This is a genomic window from Anabaena sp. CCY 9910 (genome assembly GCF_963920875.1).
GTDB lineage: Bacteria > Cyanobacteriota > Cyanobacteriia > Cyanobacteriales > Nostocaceae > Trichormus > Trichormus variabilis.
The window spans coordinates 143,008-159,989 of record NZ_CAWUDJ010000004.1 but is presented as its reverse complement, the minus strand read 5'-3'; the positions used below and the strand labels follow the sequence as shown (position 1 = coordinate 159,989).

The window sequence follows — 16,982 nt, the reverse complement described above, 5'->3', positions numbered from 1 at the left end:
GTTGCTTTTATTGTCAATATCAAAAAGATTAAATTTACTAATCTAAATTCGACTAGTAAGCACTTAGAGTTATGAGTTATGAATCAAGGGTTACGGACTAGGCAATAATCCACTCGGAACATTCATAACTCAACCTTGAGTGAGGCATGACAGTCAAGAGCCTCAGTCTACGGTTCCATAATTCTTAACTTTAAATTTGCCCGAATGTCGATGTAAAGGATTGTCTAACTCGATACAATTTAAAGGCTGGGAGAGCCGAGGAGAATAAAGTGGTCTTATTGAAAGGCTTTGAAATTGAAATGTACACCGGTACCCCTCAAGGTGAAATCGTCGGTCTCTCGGATAAAATTGTGACTCAATTAGACGGGTTTGTACGAGAACCAGATAGCCGGAACGTAGAATACACAACAGAACCACTACACAGTTATGAAAGCTTGCTGTGTGCTTTGTTGCGTCCTCGACGCGCCTTAAGAGACTACCTCAAGCAATTAGGTGACTATACCCTCATTCCTGGCAGTACATTATCTTTAGGTGGAAGCGATCGCTTTTTCCGCTCAGACCCAGCCAACCCATATCACGACTATATTGAGCAAACTTACGGAACGAAAGTAGTTACCGCTAGCGTTCATATCAACGTAGGTATTGACGATCCGGAAGTGTTAATGCGGGCTTGTCGGTTAATTCGCGTTGAAGCACCCCTATTTTTAGCCTTAAGCGCCTCATCTCCCTTCATCGATGGTAAAGCCACAGGTTATCATTCCACCCGTTGGGGAGTCTTTCCCCAAACGCCAACTAACGTCCCACTATTTACCAGCCATGCCCATCATATAGAGTGGGTAGAACAGCAATTAGCTATGGGGACAATGCAGAACGTCCGCCATCTATGGGTATCAGTCAGACCAAATGGCGATCGCCGTCCCTATGATTTAAACCGTCTAGAATTAAGAATCTGTGATTTAGTTACAGACCCCATCTCCTTACTAGCAATTACAGCCTTACTAGAAGCGCGGTTATTACAACTAATAGAACATCCCGACCTAGATCCCTTAATCCAAAGTAAGTTTTCCCCCGAAGAACTCATAACCCTCACTACTGAAAACGAAGCCGCAGCCGCTAGCGCTAGTCTCGATGCCCAACTGACACATTGGCAAGACGGTAGAAGCATCATAGCTAGAGATTGGGTGAATGAAATATATCAAGAAGTTTGGGCGATCGCTAAAAAACATGGCTTTAGCTGTTTCCTCTCTCCCCTCCAGAAAATTTTACGCGAGGGTAACGAAGCCCAACACTGGCTACAGCTACATAAAGTCGGCTTCGACACCCAATGCGTTATCACCCAAGCAATCAGTACCACCCAGGAACGGGAACTTGAACTGCAAAATAAGTTGTGTACACAGCTAAAGGGGTAAGTTAATAGTCAATGGTCAATGGTCAATAGTCAATAGTCAATAGTTCAGAGTGAAAACAACTCACAACCGACTATTGACCAAATTTTTTCCTTTTAAAATTCTAATCAACATAACTTAATAGAGAATTATTAACAAAACCTATGGTTGCCCTCTCTCTACTGGTAGATTTTGCATAAATAATATATATTTTTATACAAACAGAAATTATACGGACAATGCCTCAGGTAGTTTTAGTTAATCCGCAAATACCCCCTAATACGGGCAACATTGCTCGTACCTGTGCTGCTACAGGTACAGAATTACATTTAGTAGGACCATTGGGATTTGAAATTAGCGATCGCTACCTCAAAAGAGCAGGTTTAGACTACTGGCCTTACGTTAAACTGCACTACCACAAAACCATAGAAGCCTTTGAAAATGCTCATCAAGAGCGTGGCGGTAGATTGCTAGGTTTTTCCGTTAGCGGCAGTTCTAGTTATATTCAGTTTCCATATCAAGCTGATGATTGGTTACTATTCGGTAGTGAAACCACAGGCTTACCTCCCACCGTCCTCTCAGCTTGTGATGCCACCTTATACATTCCTATGGCTGAACCAGGTGTCCGCAGCTTAAATCTTTCTGTGAGCGTGGCAGTAGGCTTATTTGAAGTCCGTCGTCAGTTAGGATATCTACTATAATTAGTTACCAAATTTTATTTAAGCAATAATACTTATAGACAAACCATAATACAGATAATCTGCAAGGGTTTGAAGAAACTCATAACTATGTTATCAATTTACTTTAATGTATCCATCAACACTTTTATTTTTATAAAAAACAGTATAAATATTGAAAAGTACCCTAAAAATCAAGTGTGTGGATATAAGAAATTTGTATAGGAAAATCCAGTACAACCGCAACTGGAATGATAGATTTTGATGAATTAAAATCTATCTATTTTGGGAAACAAAAGAGGTGAAAACCTTTCTTATAAAGCATTTGCACCTTTTTAGCCACTTATCAACTATCTGGGCGGCAAAAAAAGTGAGAAAAGTTTACACGGTTGTATTTTAGGGAATAATCAACGTAAAGTCTCGTGTTGGTAAGACGGATCAAGTAGAAAAACCTTGAAGATATCTACAGCAGGGGGCATCCTGTTTCCAGGGGTCAGAGTAGAGAAATTGCTGATGGCGACAGATGACTTGGTGAGTATATAATCTCCGGTCACAGCCTCTAAGCAAAATCAACAAAGGCAACTGTGAACAGCAAACTGTGTGAGGGTGTGTGGAGTGGCAAAGACAAGTAAGCACAGCAACTTTAAATTTTGCTAACAGGTGTGAACTTGTCTAAATCAGAGAAGCAGGTTAATCTTGCGTAAGTATCTCTGGTGAAAGTGATCTTGATCTATCTCATGGTGTGATCTAAATCATTGACTAGTATCCGACCGAAAAATCGAGGTCAGTTAAGCGCTAGTGATCATAGGAGGTCGTCTTTGAAACGAGCATTGAAAAAAAGAGTGAAAGCTGTGTTGAAAAATACCCCTACCAGCGATGATGCCCCGGCAGATCAGTTCAACGTAGTAAACAATCAAGCTAATCGCCGGGCGCGCAGACAAGCGGCAATGATTGGCCTAGCCATATCAATGGGAGCAACCAGCCTTTTGGTGACTCGACAAAGCGATCAAGCCCAAGCGGCTGCGCCTGTGGGTAGCCAAAAGGCAGCCTCAAGCATCCCTACTGCTACTGATTCCGAACTGAAATTAGCTTCACAACTGCAAAATTCCAGAGTTCTATCGACCAGCGTGCCGGAGAACCCAGTTATCATGGAACCAACCGCAGTTTCACAGTTACCTGGACTAGAAGCTAAGTGGCAAGTTTTGTCCAGTGGAATGTCTGTGCAGGTTCCTGCATCAGAAAATATTACTAAAAACATCGCCTTTCATAAAACTACTATCAACCACCAATCTCAACTGGCACAAGGGGAACAAACAACCAAGCCAGTAAAAGAGATAGCAGCACAACTGAACAACGTTAACGGCGTGACTGCTGGGCAAAATATATTACCAACGACTCAACCACAAGCACTAGCTGATAACACAACCGCTAGTGATGGTATTAATGCCCAACTAAAAGCGCAGCAAGAATTTGCGCTCAGTCGTTTACAAGAGAAATCGAGCCGTTTAAGAAAAAGTCTGGCGGAGTTGCGGTCTGAGGAGTCAAAAGATTTATCAAAAACTACTGTTGGGTTAACACAGCCCACAAGTTTAGCTAATCAACTACCACCATTGACCACAAATGGTACAGTAATTGAGCAGCAGTTAACAGTGGCTAATGGTAGCCAAGATAGCCTAGCAACTACCATCAAGCAGCCACAGCCGATTAACATACCAGTACAGCCATTAACTGAAACCTCAGCATCAACTGCAAATACTTACGAAGTTAAGCCCGGAGATACCCTAGCGGCGATCGCCAGCAGATATAATACTTCGGTTGCAGAATTGGTAAAAGTTAATAATCTTAGCAATCCTAACCAATTAAAAATTAGCCAACAACTGATTATTCCTGGTAGAGCAAACAACACCATAGCTCAAGCACCAGCAATAATTAGCTCTAACAGTGTGCAGTACCCCAGCACGCCTACAGTACCTAACTTCCCTGTAGATACTGCTAGAGTCAATCCTAGCTTGCCAGTTGTACAGCCCCCAGCTATAGCTAACAACGACAGTGTGCCTATTACTGTGCCAACACCAGGTGCTAATAGTGAAACACCAGTTGATACAATTGTTCCCCTAGAATCAGCTTCAGCGCCTGCTGATACCCAAGGGGTGGGTGGTAATGTACCAATACCCAAAGCCTTTATCGAAATACAGCGCCCTCAACAACCTGGAAAGAGAGTAGCCAGAGCAAAAGGCGATCGCTTGCGTAGCTTACAAGCAGAAATCCAAAGATTACAGGCAAAATATCGGGATCAACAGACTGGTAATACATCTGCACCAGTAGTTGCCAATCAAAACAATGGCATTGCTATACCAATTCCCGTTACTAGCCCCAACAATTTTGCAGTAACTAGACCAATTTCCAGACAGCAAGAAATCGCCGTACCAATTGCTGTACCCACACCATTAGCACCAAACTACAGCAACCAACCCGTTAAGCCTCAATTCCGGGCTACGCTCCCCGTAAATGAGCCATTAAATCCGGAATTCCTGCCTAATAACGCCCCTCGGAATCCTTCCATCAGAAGGGTAGCTACACCTCCTGCCCGTCTCAATGCTTCTGAGTCGCTGGGAAGAATGCGAGGAACTACTGTGTCTCCAAACTTGCCACCTTTGGCAGCAGTAGACCAGTACTTACCACAAGCAATCGATGAAAACGTCCCTCCCCCATCAGACCCCTCAGTAGCACTGATTTGGCCAACAAAAGGTGTACTAACCTCTGGCTACGGTTGGCGCTGGGGCAGAATGCACAGAGGTATTGATATCGCTAACGCTGTTGGCACACCAGTTTTCGCCGCAGCCGATGGCGTTGTGGAGAAATCTGGTTGGAATAAAGGCGGTTACGGTAATCTTGTGGATATTCGTCACCCCGATGGCAGCTTGACCCGTTACGCTCACAACAGCAGGCTTTTAGTCCAAGCAGGTCAGCAAGTGCGTCAAGGGCAGCAAATTGCCGCTATGGGTAGCACCGGCTTTAGCACAGGCCCTCACACTCACTTTGAAATCCATAAATCTGGCAAAGGAGCAATAAATCCTATAGCGATGCTACCAGCCACAACCAGTAACCGCATATAGTTACTAGCTATCTTCAATTCAATCATTTCTTTGTTTATGGAGGGGGTTAAAGTAAATCCCCTCTTTTATTTTTTAGTTGTAGCTGGGGACTGGGGACTAGGGATTGGGGACTGGGTGAAAATTCTTTTTGTGTCTAGTAGTCTGCCAAGAGAACTTTGCAAGGTTAATAGCAGCAAAAAAAATCTCTTTCTCCCCCGAAGTTCGCCCGGAGGGAAACCCTCCTTGCGACTTCTCCCCCTGCTTGCCCTAGCCCAGCAATTTTGGGTTGGTGAACTACTAGGTTGTATAATCTATTGATGTCCTAACACTACTGGCAACAGCTATATCTATCTCCACCTGCTTCTCTGCTATCCTGAGTTTGGCAGAACGCGATCGCGGATTATTAGCAATCTCGGCTTCGGTAGCAATAATGGGTTTTTTCGTTAAAACCTTTAGTGAAGGGGAATTTCTTAAACCGTGTTTTACCAAACGGTCTTCCAAGCTATGAAAACTAATAATGGCAATTCTGCCGCCAGGGACAAGAGCTTTGGGTGCTTTTTCTATAAAAGTTTCTAGGGACTTTAATTCATCATTGACGACGATTCGCAACGCTTGAAATACACGGGTAGCAGGATGAATCCTAGCATAGCGGTATTTGGGAGGAACAGAAGAAGCGATCGCCTCAGCTAATTCTGTAGTTGTGTGAAAAGGACGTTTTTCGACAATCCGTCTAGCAATGCGTCGTGAGAGTCTTTCTTCACCATATTTGAAGAAAATATTTGCTAACTCAACTTCGTCCCAATCATTAATGACATCTGCGGCGCTGAGAGATTGTCTTTGATCCATCCGCATATCTAGATTTGCTTGATGACGGAAGCTAAAACCCCGTTCTGGGGTATCTAGGTGATAAGAACTCACACCCAAATCCGCCAGCACACCATCAAAACTAGCAATGGGGAACTCATAAGCAGCAAAATTACTCCGCACAAACTTTACCTGTTCCCCAAATTCTGCCAGTTCTTTCTTCGCGGCGGTTAAAGCATCCCCATCTTGATCCACTGCTGTTAACCTGACATCTGGTGCAGCCTCTAAAATCAACCGACTGTGACCACCACCCCCTACCGTTACATCCAAATAACGCCCGCCAGGACGCACCACCAGACCTGTAATCACTTCTTGCGGTAAAACAGGTAGATGAGAAAATATCGGTTCTTCTACAGTGAGCGGTGTTTTAGTCATTAGTCGTTAATCAATAGTCGATAGTCAATGGTCAACAGTTAAAAAATTCCATCGCCTCAATTTCTTAAATATCGAGCTTTCCTATAATAATTGAAGAAGTGAAACAAAATGAAACATCAAGCAAAACCCCTCTGCTGCCCCCATCTCTCCAACATACTCCCGTATGAGCCATATATATTAAGGTTTGTCCCCAAGATGTTGCTCATAGGAATTTGATTTTGGCAGACGTGAGATCTCGCGTCTGGATGGCATCAACGCGGTTCAACTCAAAATTTTCATAATGGGAGAACACGGAAATTTATGGCAAGAATAGAAACCCGCACTGAACCAATGGTGCTGAATATGGGGCCACACCATCCCTCAATGCACGGGGTTCTGCGGCTAATTGTCACTTTGGATGGTGAAGATGTCGTTGATTGTGAACCAGTAATCGGCTATCTGCACCGAGGAATGGAGAAAATCGCCGAAAACCGTACCACGGTCATGTACGTCCCCTACGTCAGCCGATGGGACTACGCCGCAGGAATGTTCAATGAAGCTGTCACCGTCAATGCACCGGAAAAGCTGGCTGGTGTTGCTGTTCCTAAACGCGCTAGCTACATCCGCGTCATCATGCTGGAATTGAACCGCATTGCTAACCACCTGCTGTGGTTCGGCCCCTTCCTAGCTGACGTAGGCGCACAAACTCCCTTCTTTTACCAGTTCCGAGAACGGGAGATGATTTACGATTTGTGGGAAGCCGCCACAGGCTACCGCATGGTAAATAACAACTACTTCCGCGTCGGTGGCGTAGCTGCGGATTTACCCTATGGTTGGGTAGACAAGTGTCTAGAATTTTGTGACTACTTCTTACCCGTAATTGATGAATACGAAAAGTTAGTTACCAATAATCCCATTTTCCGTCGTCGGATCGAAGGTATTGGCACAATTAGCCGCGAAGAAGCAATTAACTGGGGACTTTCAGGCCCGATGTTACGTGCATCTGGCGTAAAATGGGACTTGCGGAAAGTTGACCATTACGAATCTTACGACGATTTCGACTGGGATGTACAGTGGGAGACAGCCGGCGATTGTTTAGCCCGTTACACCGTGAGAATGCGGGAAATGCGCGAATCTGTGAAGATTATCAAGCAAGCAATCAAAGGATTACCCGGAGGCCCCTACGAAAACCTCGAAGCCAAGCGTTTAATAGCTGGTAAGAAATCAGAATGGGATGCTTTTGATTACCAATACATCGGCAAAAAAGTTTCTCCTACCTTCAAAATGCCTAAAGGTGAAATTTATGCCCGTGTGGAAAGCGGTAAAGGTGAACTAGGCATTTATCTAATTGGTGATGATAACGTCTTTCCTTGGCGGTGGAAAATTCGCCCAGCCGATTTCAACAACCTGCAAATTCTGCCTCATTTACTAAGAGGGATGAAAGTCGCGGATATTGTGGTAATTCTCGGTAGTATTGACGTAATCATGGGTTCTGTAGATAGATAAGCCATTAGGCTTTTTAATTCAAAGTTACTCGTGAAGTGTGTTGACGGTTGACTGTTAACCGTCAACAAAAAAATATAGTTTTCTTAATTTTGAACTAAAATATTAGGCTCCTGGTTGGAAATAATCGAGGAGGCGATCGCCTGAATCTGCACGAATCAAGGCGACAACCACATCGGGTAAGGCGGTTAAACTCGGATACACCAGATAACGTCCTTCCCAACGCGGATGAAATTTCTCTTTATAGGCGTGTAAGCCTTGAAAATTATAAAAACGGTTTAAATGCTCATAGAGATAGCGCAATCCCTTCTCTAAACCCTGAGATTCTGGTTTTTCACCTACCCCCGCTAACGCCGACAAGCCGAAGTTAAAGCTGTCGTAGCCTTCATCTTTAAAATGTTGTAGTAGAGAAGTAAACAGAAAATCCATCGTGCCATTTTCCATTGCATGGCGGTGACGCATCAAATCAATAGTGACTTCGTTGAGTTGATATTCTGGTAAAAGGTTGGTAAAAGCATCAATTTGACCATCGGGAGTATGTACAACAGCAATTTCACACTCTCGCAGATAAGCTTCATCAAACCATCCCAGAGAAAAGCGTTTTTCTGAACCTTGTACCATTCTCAGCCATTCATCACTCACAGGTTTCAGCCGGTGTAATAATTCACTACTAATTGGCGGTTGATAAAAACTAACTTGATAACCAAGTTTAGTTAAACGGTTGATAGAAGGACGGAAGTTTTTACCAGCTTTGCCTTGTAAGGTAAAAGTTGGCAAATCCACGATCGCCTCCTCACCAATTTTGAGAACCTTAAACCCTAAAGACCTGTACAAGTCAATATCATCCGGTAAAGTTTGGTAAAAAGCTGGATACCAATCATTGCGTTGACAAAACTCTTGGAAGCTGGAAATTACTTCTGTGCGGTCTTCTATGGGGCCGATGGGATCACCCAAGGCGATCGCCCCTCTTCCTTTGGGAACGTACGCAATCACACTGCGACCAGAAGGACTGAAATAATAGCCTTTATCACTGAGAAGAGTTAAAGGTGCTAAAGAAGAACGTCCATACTGCTGGACTATTTCTTTTGCTTTTCTTTGCTCACTTATGGTTGCTGGCTGGCGTAAAAATACTGGCTGTAAGAGCATCACCACCGCAAATGTCATTGTACTGGCCGCAATCACATAGATAGAATTGGCAAAAAATTCTCCAAATCTAGTCTTGGGTTGTAACCCCCAATTATCTTCTGTGAAAAACATCGCTAAGGTTTGCAAAATAGCTCCACCCCAATTAAAATTCTCGGTGAATTTGTCATCTAACAAATAAAATCCCACCGTCCCATAAGCCAGCGTAAACAACAGCGCCCCGATTAATACACGCACACCCTGCGCCACTGAAGGACGGTCAGATTGTGCCGTAAAAATATGGCGCATAGAGATTAATTGCAGTAACAAGACTCCAGATAAAATACTTTCTTCGTAATCCCATCCTTTCAATAAATGGCTAATAATAGAAATAATTAATAAACCAACAGTAAGAATCCATGCGACTCGTTTGCGCCGTAATAAGTTAGTAGCAAGTGCTAATAAAATAAAGCCAGTTAAGGCTGCAAATATATGACCAGTAGCACGAATTTCAAATGGTAAAAATTCTTTTAACCAATGATTTCTACCATATAAATTAGGAGTAACGGCTGATAATAAATTGACCACTCCGACTAAAGCAGTCAGAATAGCTGCACTCCAAAGTCCTATCCGAAGTTTAAATTGATTATTCATTTGCGGGTTGAATTATTAAACTGTTCTCCTACATAAGCCAGAGAATCTTTAAGATGCTTGTGAAAATAATTCCAGCCTATATCAGCACCCGATAAACCATGACCTCCAGGGAATGAATAAAAAACATTAGCAATACCTAACTTATTTAATGTTTGATGAAATACTTTTGTCGAAGCTAGTAAATTAGTATCATTTAACCCCGCATCTAAGTAAACACGCAATCCCTTCTTCTCTTCGGGTGATAGCTGTTGGACAATTTGTTGGGGACTATTTTCTGGGCCACTATTATCAGTAAAATAACCACTGTGACTAAAAAATATATGGAAGTTGTTGAGATAGCGTAGCCCGATATTCAATGCACCCCATCCCCCAGAAGATATACCTCCTAAAGCCCAAAATTGTGGCGATTCTAGAGTCCGGTAGCGTGACTTGACGACTTGGACTAATTCCGAACCAATCAAAGTCCCAACTTTGCCATTATCACCGTCAAAATAATCTGGGTCATATAAAGGACTAGAACCCCGATTATCATTGCCATCTGGTGTAATTAGAATTGATGGAGGTAACTTTTTACTCTTATATAATTCAGCTAATATATTCAATATGGCATATTTATCAACATAAGCACGGGCATCATCATGACCACCGTGTAATAAAAAAATTACGGGATATCGCTTTTGCGGATTCTTGTCATAACCAGGCGGTAAGATTACACCATAATTGCGGACTGTACCCATTGCTTGGGAATTAAAAGTTTCTAACTGAAATTTCAGCCCAGTATTTACCTCTTCTTGGGGCGGGTCTAATTGTGGTGCGCCTAATATAAATACATAGTAGTAGCCAGTGGCGCTTAAGATAGCGATCGCACCTACTATACCCATAAAAAATTTGGGGATTTTCATCTTTTTTCAATTATCAATCATGGCGTAAATTTTTATCTTTACTAGCGACTTGTGCAGCTTTAAATTGCTCACCCACAAAAGTCAAGGAATCAGTTAAATGTTCTCGCCAATATTGCCAAGTATGACTACCAGGAAATTGACGAAATACATGATAAATATTGAGGCGTGCTAGTTCTTGACTAAATTTTTCACCTTCTTTAACTTCATCAATATCTGAGCTACCTGTATCTAGATAAATCCGTAACCTTTTTTTTGCTTGTGTTGGCACATCCTTAATAAAAGTTATAGGGCTATTTGATGGGCCACTTTTATCTCGAAAATAACCACTATGACTAAATAAAATTGAGAAATTATTTAAGTTATGTAAGCCTATATTAACTGCGCCCCAACCACCAGAAGATAATCCTCCCATCGCCCAAAAATTAGGATTAGGTAGTGTCCGGTAACGGCTTTTTACTACTTTTACTAGCTCATTACCAACGGCTGTAGAAACCTTACCATTAGATCCATCGAAATATTCTGGGTCCCAATAGCGACTAGAACCGCGTTTATCATTACCATCTGGGGTGATGATAATACTAGGTTGTAACTTACCTGTAGTGTAGAGTTTCTCTAGAGTTTTCAGGGCTTCTCCCTTGTTTTTATCAAACCAAGTTATAGGCTCGCCGTGTCCACCGTGGAGAAGAAAAATTACAGGATAGCGTTGCTGGGAGTTTTGTGCATAACCAGGTGGTAACGAAACTCCATAGGTGCGATTTCCTCCCATAACTTGGCTTTTGTAAGTTTCTATTTGGTAGGTGAGGGGAGTAGCTAAGATATCAGCATTTGCTTGGGACAATAATTTAGCAGCCGTTTTTGATGGTACTTGAGCTGTAGAGATTGGCCAGTAATTGCAACCAATTAAAGAGAGTACTGATAGTAACAGAAAAATTGAATATTTTTGCTGATTCATATATTGAGGAGATTAATTAATAGTAAGTTTTTGACTTAGCCAATTAGCGATCGCCTCATTCACCAACTCAGCCGACTCAGCCATCACTAAGTGTCCCCCCTTGGCAAAATGTAAATGAGTGCCATCATCAAAGTGACTGGCTAACTCATCCCCCATGTCGGCTGTAAATGCGGGATCTTTGCCGGCAGTAATTACCAAAGCGGGAATATGCAGATTTTTCGGTAAAGGATGACGAAGAAAAAAGTTATAGTCCCAAAAGATTTCTAAACCTTTATAGGCATCAAAATCTGTAGGTGGTGGGTTTTCTACAAAAAATCGTTCCATCACACTGTGACTATAAGAAGTCGAGAGAAGCTTATTGATTTTTTTTACACCAGGTAAATGCAGCAAATATCTACCACCCCCAGCCATAAACTTCATCAAGGGAATTTCCCACCACGGTGCTAAATCGTGAGTTCCCCCAGCAATAGCAATAATTGCACTGACTGGATGGTGCTGCAAAAACTCCAGACCAATGGGAACCCCATAACTGTGACAGCACAACACAGGTAATTCCACACCAAAACGGACTAACAATCGCGCTAAATCTCGACAATGTCGCCCTATAGAGTAGCGCGAGTAACGACTAGACTGACCATTCCCGCCCAAATCGTAGGCTAAAACTTCCCAACCTTGAGCCTGGGCAAACTCATACTGCATTCTGAAATTGAAGCGGTTTCCTGTTCCACCGTGGATAAAAACCAACGGGGGATACACACCCGGACTATGAGAAACTTGTAAATCTACACCTCGGCGGAGGTGAACTTTTCCACCAGCGAGGGCATCATGATTAGGCATGAGACGATGGGGAGTAGAGTGAGAGCAAATAAACGACAGATGAATTGATGTTCAAAAGTTTAAGCAAAACATTTGTCAATGTTGTGTCAACTTGATGGAAAGTTGAAGACTTTCTGTCCCTATATCCTCATATCTCTATGCCCAAAAGTTCCCGATTTAATTTGAGTTATTTGTTGAGTCTGATATTATTGACGCTTTGTCTATGGGCGATCGCTAACGAATTACGAGATTATAATTATCGAGATATTCTTCACTCTTTAACTACCATTCCTAAACAGCGATTAAGTCGGGCATTAGTGCTGACTATCTTAGGCTATTCAGTCATGTTAGGTTACGATATTTTGGGATTTTACTACGTTGGTTTTCCCTTATCTTGGAATAAGATTGCGCTCACTAACTTTATTAGCTCTGCCTTTAGTAATACTATCGGTTTTGCCTTACTGACTGGCACTGCTATCCGTTATCGATTTTATGCTAATTGGGGAGTACCAGCCGTGGCGATCGCCCAAATAATTGCCTTTGTTAATTTTACTTTTTGGCTGGGAATGCTTACTGTTGCTGGATTGATTTTTATCACCCATCCTTTGCTGATTCCTAACCAATTACATTTGCCTTTTTCTACAGTGCGCCCCCTCGGCATAATTTTTCTTTTTTTGATTGCTAGTTACTTATTAGGCAGTATTTTTATTAAACAATCATTAATAATTCGTGGTCATCTGTTTCGTTTGCCTGTTTTTCACCTCTCTCTGGCACAAATCTTCATTTCTAGCCTTGATTGGATGCTTGCAGCGTCAGTACTTTATGAAATACTTCCAGCTAACACCAATTTGTCTTATCCTAATTTTTTAGGAATTTATTTACTAGCGATGTTTGCAGCAGTGATTAGTAACATCCCTGGTGGTTTGGGTGTATTTGAAACTGTAGTATTACTCTTACTTACTTCTAAACTTCCGGCGGCAGCAATTATTGGCTCACTCTTAGCTTATCGAGGAATATACTATTTTTTGCCCTTATTACTAGCATCTGGGTCACTGGGATTTTTTGAATTTAAATATAATCTGCGAAAAAGTTAAAAAAAGAAAATAGTAATTACCCCAAATATAGGACTCATACTCGATTTTTGAAATATATGTAAGTCGTGTCAGTCCAGTAGGGTGTGTTAGGTGCTGATTTCCAAGATGATTGGTTACAAAATAACTATCTTCGCGCCTAACGCACCGCCTTACGGATGATGCGTTACGGCTAAATTTTCTTGTATCTCAGTCCCAAATCCTTTCATGGCCGTAACACAACGGCAATAAAGCCGGAAGAACATCTACACCGCTTTTTGCCTCCCCTACTTAATATTTACTTTATTAGGATGAAGAGAAATAAATTTTTAAGACGAAAACAACAACATCCTTATTGTATAACCATTTTGTTTTTATATAGATGAGTTAACGATATTACTACCACTGTTCAATTAAAACCAAATAAATTACTATATAAATCTGAAAGACTTGACTGATTCATCATTGTAGAATTGTGCAAATTCATTCTCATGCAGAATTTGATCCTAGTTCAAATCAACCGACTGAACAGGGTTTACAAAGAGTTCTCCAGCGTCTTGTCCAGACAATGCAGAGAGACGCATTAGTTAGACAAACGACAAATAGACTCAGAGAAACCCTGCAAATTGATCGCGTTGTTTTGTATTACTTTTACTGGCAGTGGCACGGACAAGTGACATTCGAGGCTTTAAGTTCCGAAGAATTTTCGATATTAGGGTCAACCGGGGCAGATGAATGTTTTAATGATGAGTATGCAGCACTGTATTTAGCTGGACGCACAAAAGCGATCGCCGACATTGAATCAGCATCAATTACCCCTTGTCATAGGGATTTTCTCCGCACTCTACAAGTCCGCGCTAACCTAGTTGTACCAGTTTTAGTCCCCAAGGGGTTATGGGGCTTGCTAGTCGCACATCACTGCCAAGGAACGCGTTTTTGGACAGAATCAGATATAGAACTTATGCAGACAGGAGCGAAAACCCTCGCAACATCGCCTTATATTTTGGAAAGTTGAATTACAAAATTTCCTACTCCCGGCTTTAATTTAACTTGTCTATGAATTCTCATTCAGCGCTACAAACAGCCATCATCCATCGCATTGCTAACAGCCCCGAAGCGCGAATTACTTTTGCAGAATATATGGACATGGCGCTTTACCACCCTGAATACGGTTATTATTCCAGCAATACCGTCAAAATCGGGTTTAAAGGTGGCGATTTTTTCACTTCAGTCAATTTAGGTGCTGACCTTGGTGATTTACTAGCAGAACAATTTGTGCAGATGTGGGAGATTTTAGGAAAACCCACACCCTTTTATTTGGTGGAAATGGGAGCAGGGCAAGGACTGTTAGCTTTACATATCCTGAAATATATACAGGTAAAATATCCCCATTTATTCACAGCCTTGCAATATCTGATTGTAGAAAAATCCCCAGGTTTAAAGCAAGAACAACAGGAACGCTTACAAGGGTTCTCTGTGCGCTGGTGCAGTTGGGAGGAAATATCACCTAACTCGATTACAGGCTGTTTTTTTTCCAATGAATTAGTAGATGCACTACCAGTACATCAGTTCATTTTAGAGGGAGGGGAACTGAGGGAAATTTATCTAACTGTCCAGGGAGAGAAGGAAGCACAAGAAGCAAAAAATCTTTCCCCATCCCCTAATTACGAATTAACTGAAGTCGCAGCAGCCCCATCTACCCCCAGACTCGCAGAATATTTTGACTTAGTAGGCATTAATTTGGCGCAAGGCGGTTATGAAGATGGCTATCGCAGTGAAATTAATTTAGCGGCTCTTGACTGGTTGAGTATAGTAGCAGACCGCTTGCAAAGAGGGTATGTGATAACAATTGATTATGGCTATCCTGCCAGCCGTTACTATAACCCCAGGCGATCGCAAGGAACTTTACAGTGCTACTATCAACATCGTCATCACAACAACCCCTATATCAATATTGGGCAACAAGATATCACCGCCCATGTTGACTTTACCGCCTTGGAACGATGGGGCGATCGCTGTGGCCTAGAAAGACTCGGTTTTACCCAGCAAGCTTTATTTTTAATGGCTCTGGGCTTAGGAAGTCGCATTGCAGCCCTCTCCTATCAACAAATACCAGTTTCTGAGTTACTCCACAGGCGACAAGCACTACACCAGTTAATCGATCCCACAGGACTTGGGGGCTTTGGAGTTCTCATTCAAAGCAAGGGACTGACAAAAGAGGAAGCTTCTCAAGCACTCACGGGATTATCTGTGCCAGAACTGGGGAAATAGGATGCAAACAGCCGTACAGACGCGACTAACCGTCTCTCTGAAATGTACAGACGCGATTAATCGCCTCCCTGAAATTGTACAGACGCGATTAATCGCGTCTCTGACTAATAATTAAAACTCTATTTAAGAATGCTGGATTGGCTGGATATAGACTAGCATAACAGTGATTACTATGAAGTCGAGCATCAGAGGGGAGTTACAATTATGACTGCTCATGACCTATTAATGTTGGTAACATTACTTAGTCCTGGCATCTTGCTTTCAGTTGTCATTATGGCAACTTTTGCCGCAGGAGGCTGATCGCTAGATCCGGACGTAGGGAGTAGAAAAAATGTAAATCTGTTAACAGTTAACCGTTAATGAGCTACTCCCTGACAACCTACAATCAAACGATGGAAAAGCGGCTGAATCAAAGGAACGTAAAACATGAAGGTGGCATTTCTGGGAACTGGACTTATGGGACTACCAATGGCCCAAAGATTGTTAGCAGCAAATATAGAGGTAGTTGCCTATAACCGCACCCCAGAAAAACTAGCACCATTACAAGCAGCTGGCGCGGAAGTGGTGACACATCCCCGCTACGCAATTCGAGAAGCTGAGTGTGTCATCCTCATGCTGACCAACGCCGCAGCAATATATCATGTGTTGCTTTCGGATACTTCTTGGCGGACTCTCCAAGGACGCACCATCATTCAGATGGGAACGATTACCTCCACCCAAAGCCAAGAGATTCGAGATTCCATAGTGGGTGGTGGCGGTGAATATATAGAAGCACCAGTATTAGGAAGTATCCCCGAAGCCAAAGCGGGTACGCTGACAGTGATGGTAGGTGCTGAACCTCAACAATATGAACGCTGCCTAGATTTACTCAAGAATTTTGGCCCAGACCCATTATTAATAGGGCCAGTAGGAACCGCATCGGGATTAAAGCTAGCCCTAAATCAGCTAATTGCTTCCTTAACTACTAGTTTTGCCCTGAGTTTAGCTTTTGTGCAGCGTCAAGGTATTGATGTAGATAAATTTATGCAAGTCTTAAGGGAGAGTGCGCTGTATGCGCCTACCTTTGATAAAAAGCTGCAAAGGATGTTGGATGGCAATTATAGCAATCCTAACTTTCCCACAAAACACTTGCTCAAAGATACCGACTTGTTTATTTCCGAAGCCCAATACCTGGGACTGGATCTCAGCAGTATTGAAACTGTGCAGAGACTTTTACAAACAACCATGAAAATGTCATTTGCCAATGACGATTACTCTGCCCTATTTTCTGTTATCAGAGATTGGGGGGAAGCAAGTGGCGGTTAGAGGGATCGAGAC

General features: G+C 42.4%; 13 protein-coding genes. 8 read left to right on the top strand and 5 right to left on the bottom strand.

Annotated elements, in window-relative coordinates; all coding sequences use genetic code 11:
- Positions 1–269 precede the first annotated feature (269 nt).
- The 3 genes from gshA to ACM5QX_RS05650 all read left to right on the top strand — a co-directional run bounded on the left by gshA (position 270) and on the right by ACM5QX_RS05650 (position 5,178).
- Positions 270–1,409, top strand: coding sequence for a glutamate--cysteine ligase (gshA, locus tag ACM5QX_RS05660; RefSeq protein WP_414752747.1), 1,140 nt, complete (start codon positions 270–272; stop codon positions 1,407–1,409).
- A 215-nt stretch (positions 1,410–1,624) separates the two neighbouring features.
- Positions 1,625–2,086 carry a tRNA (cytidine(34)-2'-O)-methyltransferase gene (locus tag ACM5QX_RS05655; protein WP_414752746.1) on the top strand — a complete coding sequence of 154 codons (462 nt, stop codon included), beginning with the start codon at positions 1,625–1,627 and terminating at the stop codon, positions 2,084–2,086.
- A 794-nt stretch (positions 2,087–2,880) separates the two neighbouring features.
- A complete protein-coding gene (locus ACM5QX_RS05650; protein ID WP_414752745.1) occupies positions 2,881–5,178 on the top strand; it encodes a peptidoglycan DD-metalloendopeptidase family protein in 2,298 nt (765 codons plus the stop codon).
- Positions 5,179–5,454: 276 nt separating this feature from the next.
- Here ACM5QX_RS05650 and rsmH read toward each other — a convergent pair whose 3' ends face one another.
- Positions 5,455–6,396, bottom strand: coding sequence for a 16S rRNA (cytosine(1402)-N(4))-methyltransferase RsmH (rsmH, locus tag ACM5QX_RS05645; protein WP_414752744.1), 942 nt, complete (start codon positions 6,394–6,396; stop codon positions 5,455–5,457).
- Positions 6,397–6,696: 300 nt separating this feature from the next.
- Here rsmH and ACM5QX_RS05640 point away from each other — a divergent pair, with 300 nt between their 5' ends.
- Positions 6,697–7,881, top strand: coding sequence for an NAD(P)H-quinone oxidoreductase subunit H (locus ACM5QX_RS05640; RefSeq protein ID WP_414752743.1), 1,185 nt, complete (start codon positions 6,697–6,699; stop codon positions 7,879–7,881).
- Between the two features lie 102 nt (positions 7,882–7,983).
- Here ACM5QX_RS05640 and ACM5QX_RS05635 read toward each other — a convergent pair whose 3' ends face one another.
- From ACM5QX_RS05635 to ACM5QX_RS05620, 4 genes are read right to left on the bottom strand one after another with little or no spacing between them, the layout of a single operon-like run.
- Positions 7,984–9,654: a phosphatidylglycerol lysyltransferase domain-containing protein gene (locus tag ACM5QX_RS05635; RefSeq protein ID WP_414752742.1), complete on the bottom strand. Its 1,671-nt coding sequence runs from the start codon at positions 9,652–9,654 to the stop codon at positions 7,984–7,986.
- Positions 9,651–10,556: an alpha/beta hydrolase gene (locus tag ACM5QX_RS05630; RefSeq protein WP_414752741.1), complete on the bottom strand. Its 906-nt coding sequence runs from the start codon at positions 10,554–10,556 to the stop codon at positions 9,651–9,653. The genes ACM5QX_RS05635 and ACM5QX_RS05630 overlap by 4 nt, the downstream gene beginning before the upstream one ends.
- Positions 10,557–10,569: 13 nt before the next feature.
- Entirely contained in the window at positions 10,570–11,508 is a 939-nt protein-coding gene (locus tag ACM5QX_RS05625) for an alpha/beta hydrolase (RefSeq protein ID WP_414752740.1), read from the bottom strand.
- 12 nt (positions 11,509–11,520) lie between these two features.
- Entirely contained in the window at positions 11,521–12,345 is an 825-nt protein-coding gene (locus ACM5QX_RS05620; protein ID WP_414752739.1) for an alpha/beta fold hydrolase, read from the bottom strand.
- 137 nt (positions 12,346–12,482) lie between these two features.
- Between ACM5QX_RS05620 and ACM5QX_RS05615 the strand changes: the two genes are divergently transcribed.
- The 4 genes from ACM5QX_RS05615 (at position 12,483) to ACM5QX_RS05600 (ending at position 16,970) form a co-directional block, all read left to right on the top strand.
- Positions 12,483–13,418 carry a lysylphosphatidylglycerol synthase domain-containing protein gene (locus ACM5QX_RS05615; RefSeq protein ID WP_414752738.1) on the top strand — a complete coding sequence of 312 codons (936 nt, stop codon included), beginning with the start codon at positions 12,483–12,485 and terminating at the stop codon, positions 13,416–13,418.
- A gap of 451 nt (positions 13,419–13,869) precedes the next feature.
- On the top strand, positions 13,870–14,409 hold the full coding sequence (locus tag ACM5QX_RS05610) for a GAF domain-containing protein (RefSeq protein ID WP_414752737.1): 540 nt from the start codon (positions 13,870–13,872) through the stop codon (positions 14,407–14,409).
- A 41-nt stretch (positions 14,410–14,450) separates the two neighbouring features.
- Positions 14,451–15,665 carry a class I SAM-dependent methyltransferase gene (locus ACM5QX_RS05605; protein ID WP_414752736.1) on the top strand — a complete coding sequence of 405 codons (1,215 nt, stop codon included), beginning with the start codon at positions 14,451–14,453 and terminating at the stop codon, positions 15,663–15,665.
- Positions 15,666–16,091: 426 nt separating this feature from the next.
- On the top strand, positions 16,092–16,970 hold the full coding sequence (locus ACM5QX_RS05600) for an NAD(P)-dependent oxidoreductase (RefSeq protein WP_190568540.1): 879 nt from the start codon (positions 16,092–16,094) through the stop codon (positions 16,968–16,970).
- Positions 16,971–16,982: the final 12 nt, after the last annotated feature.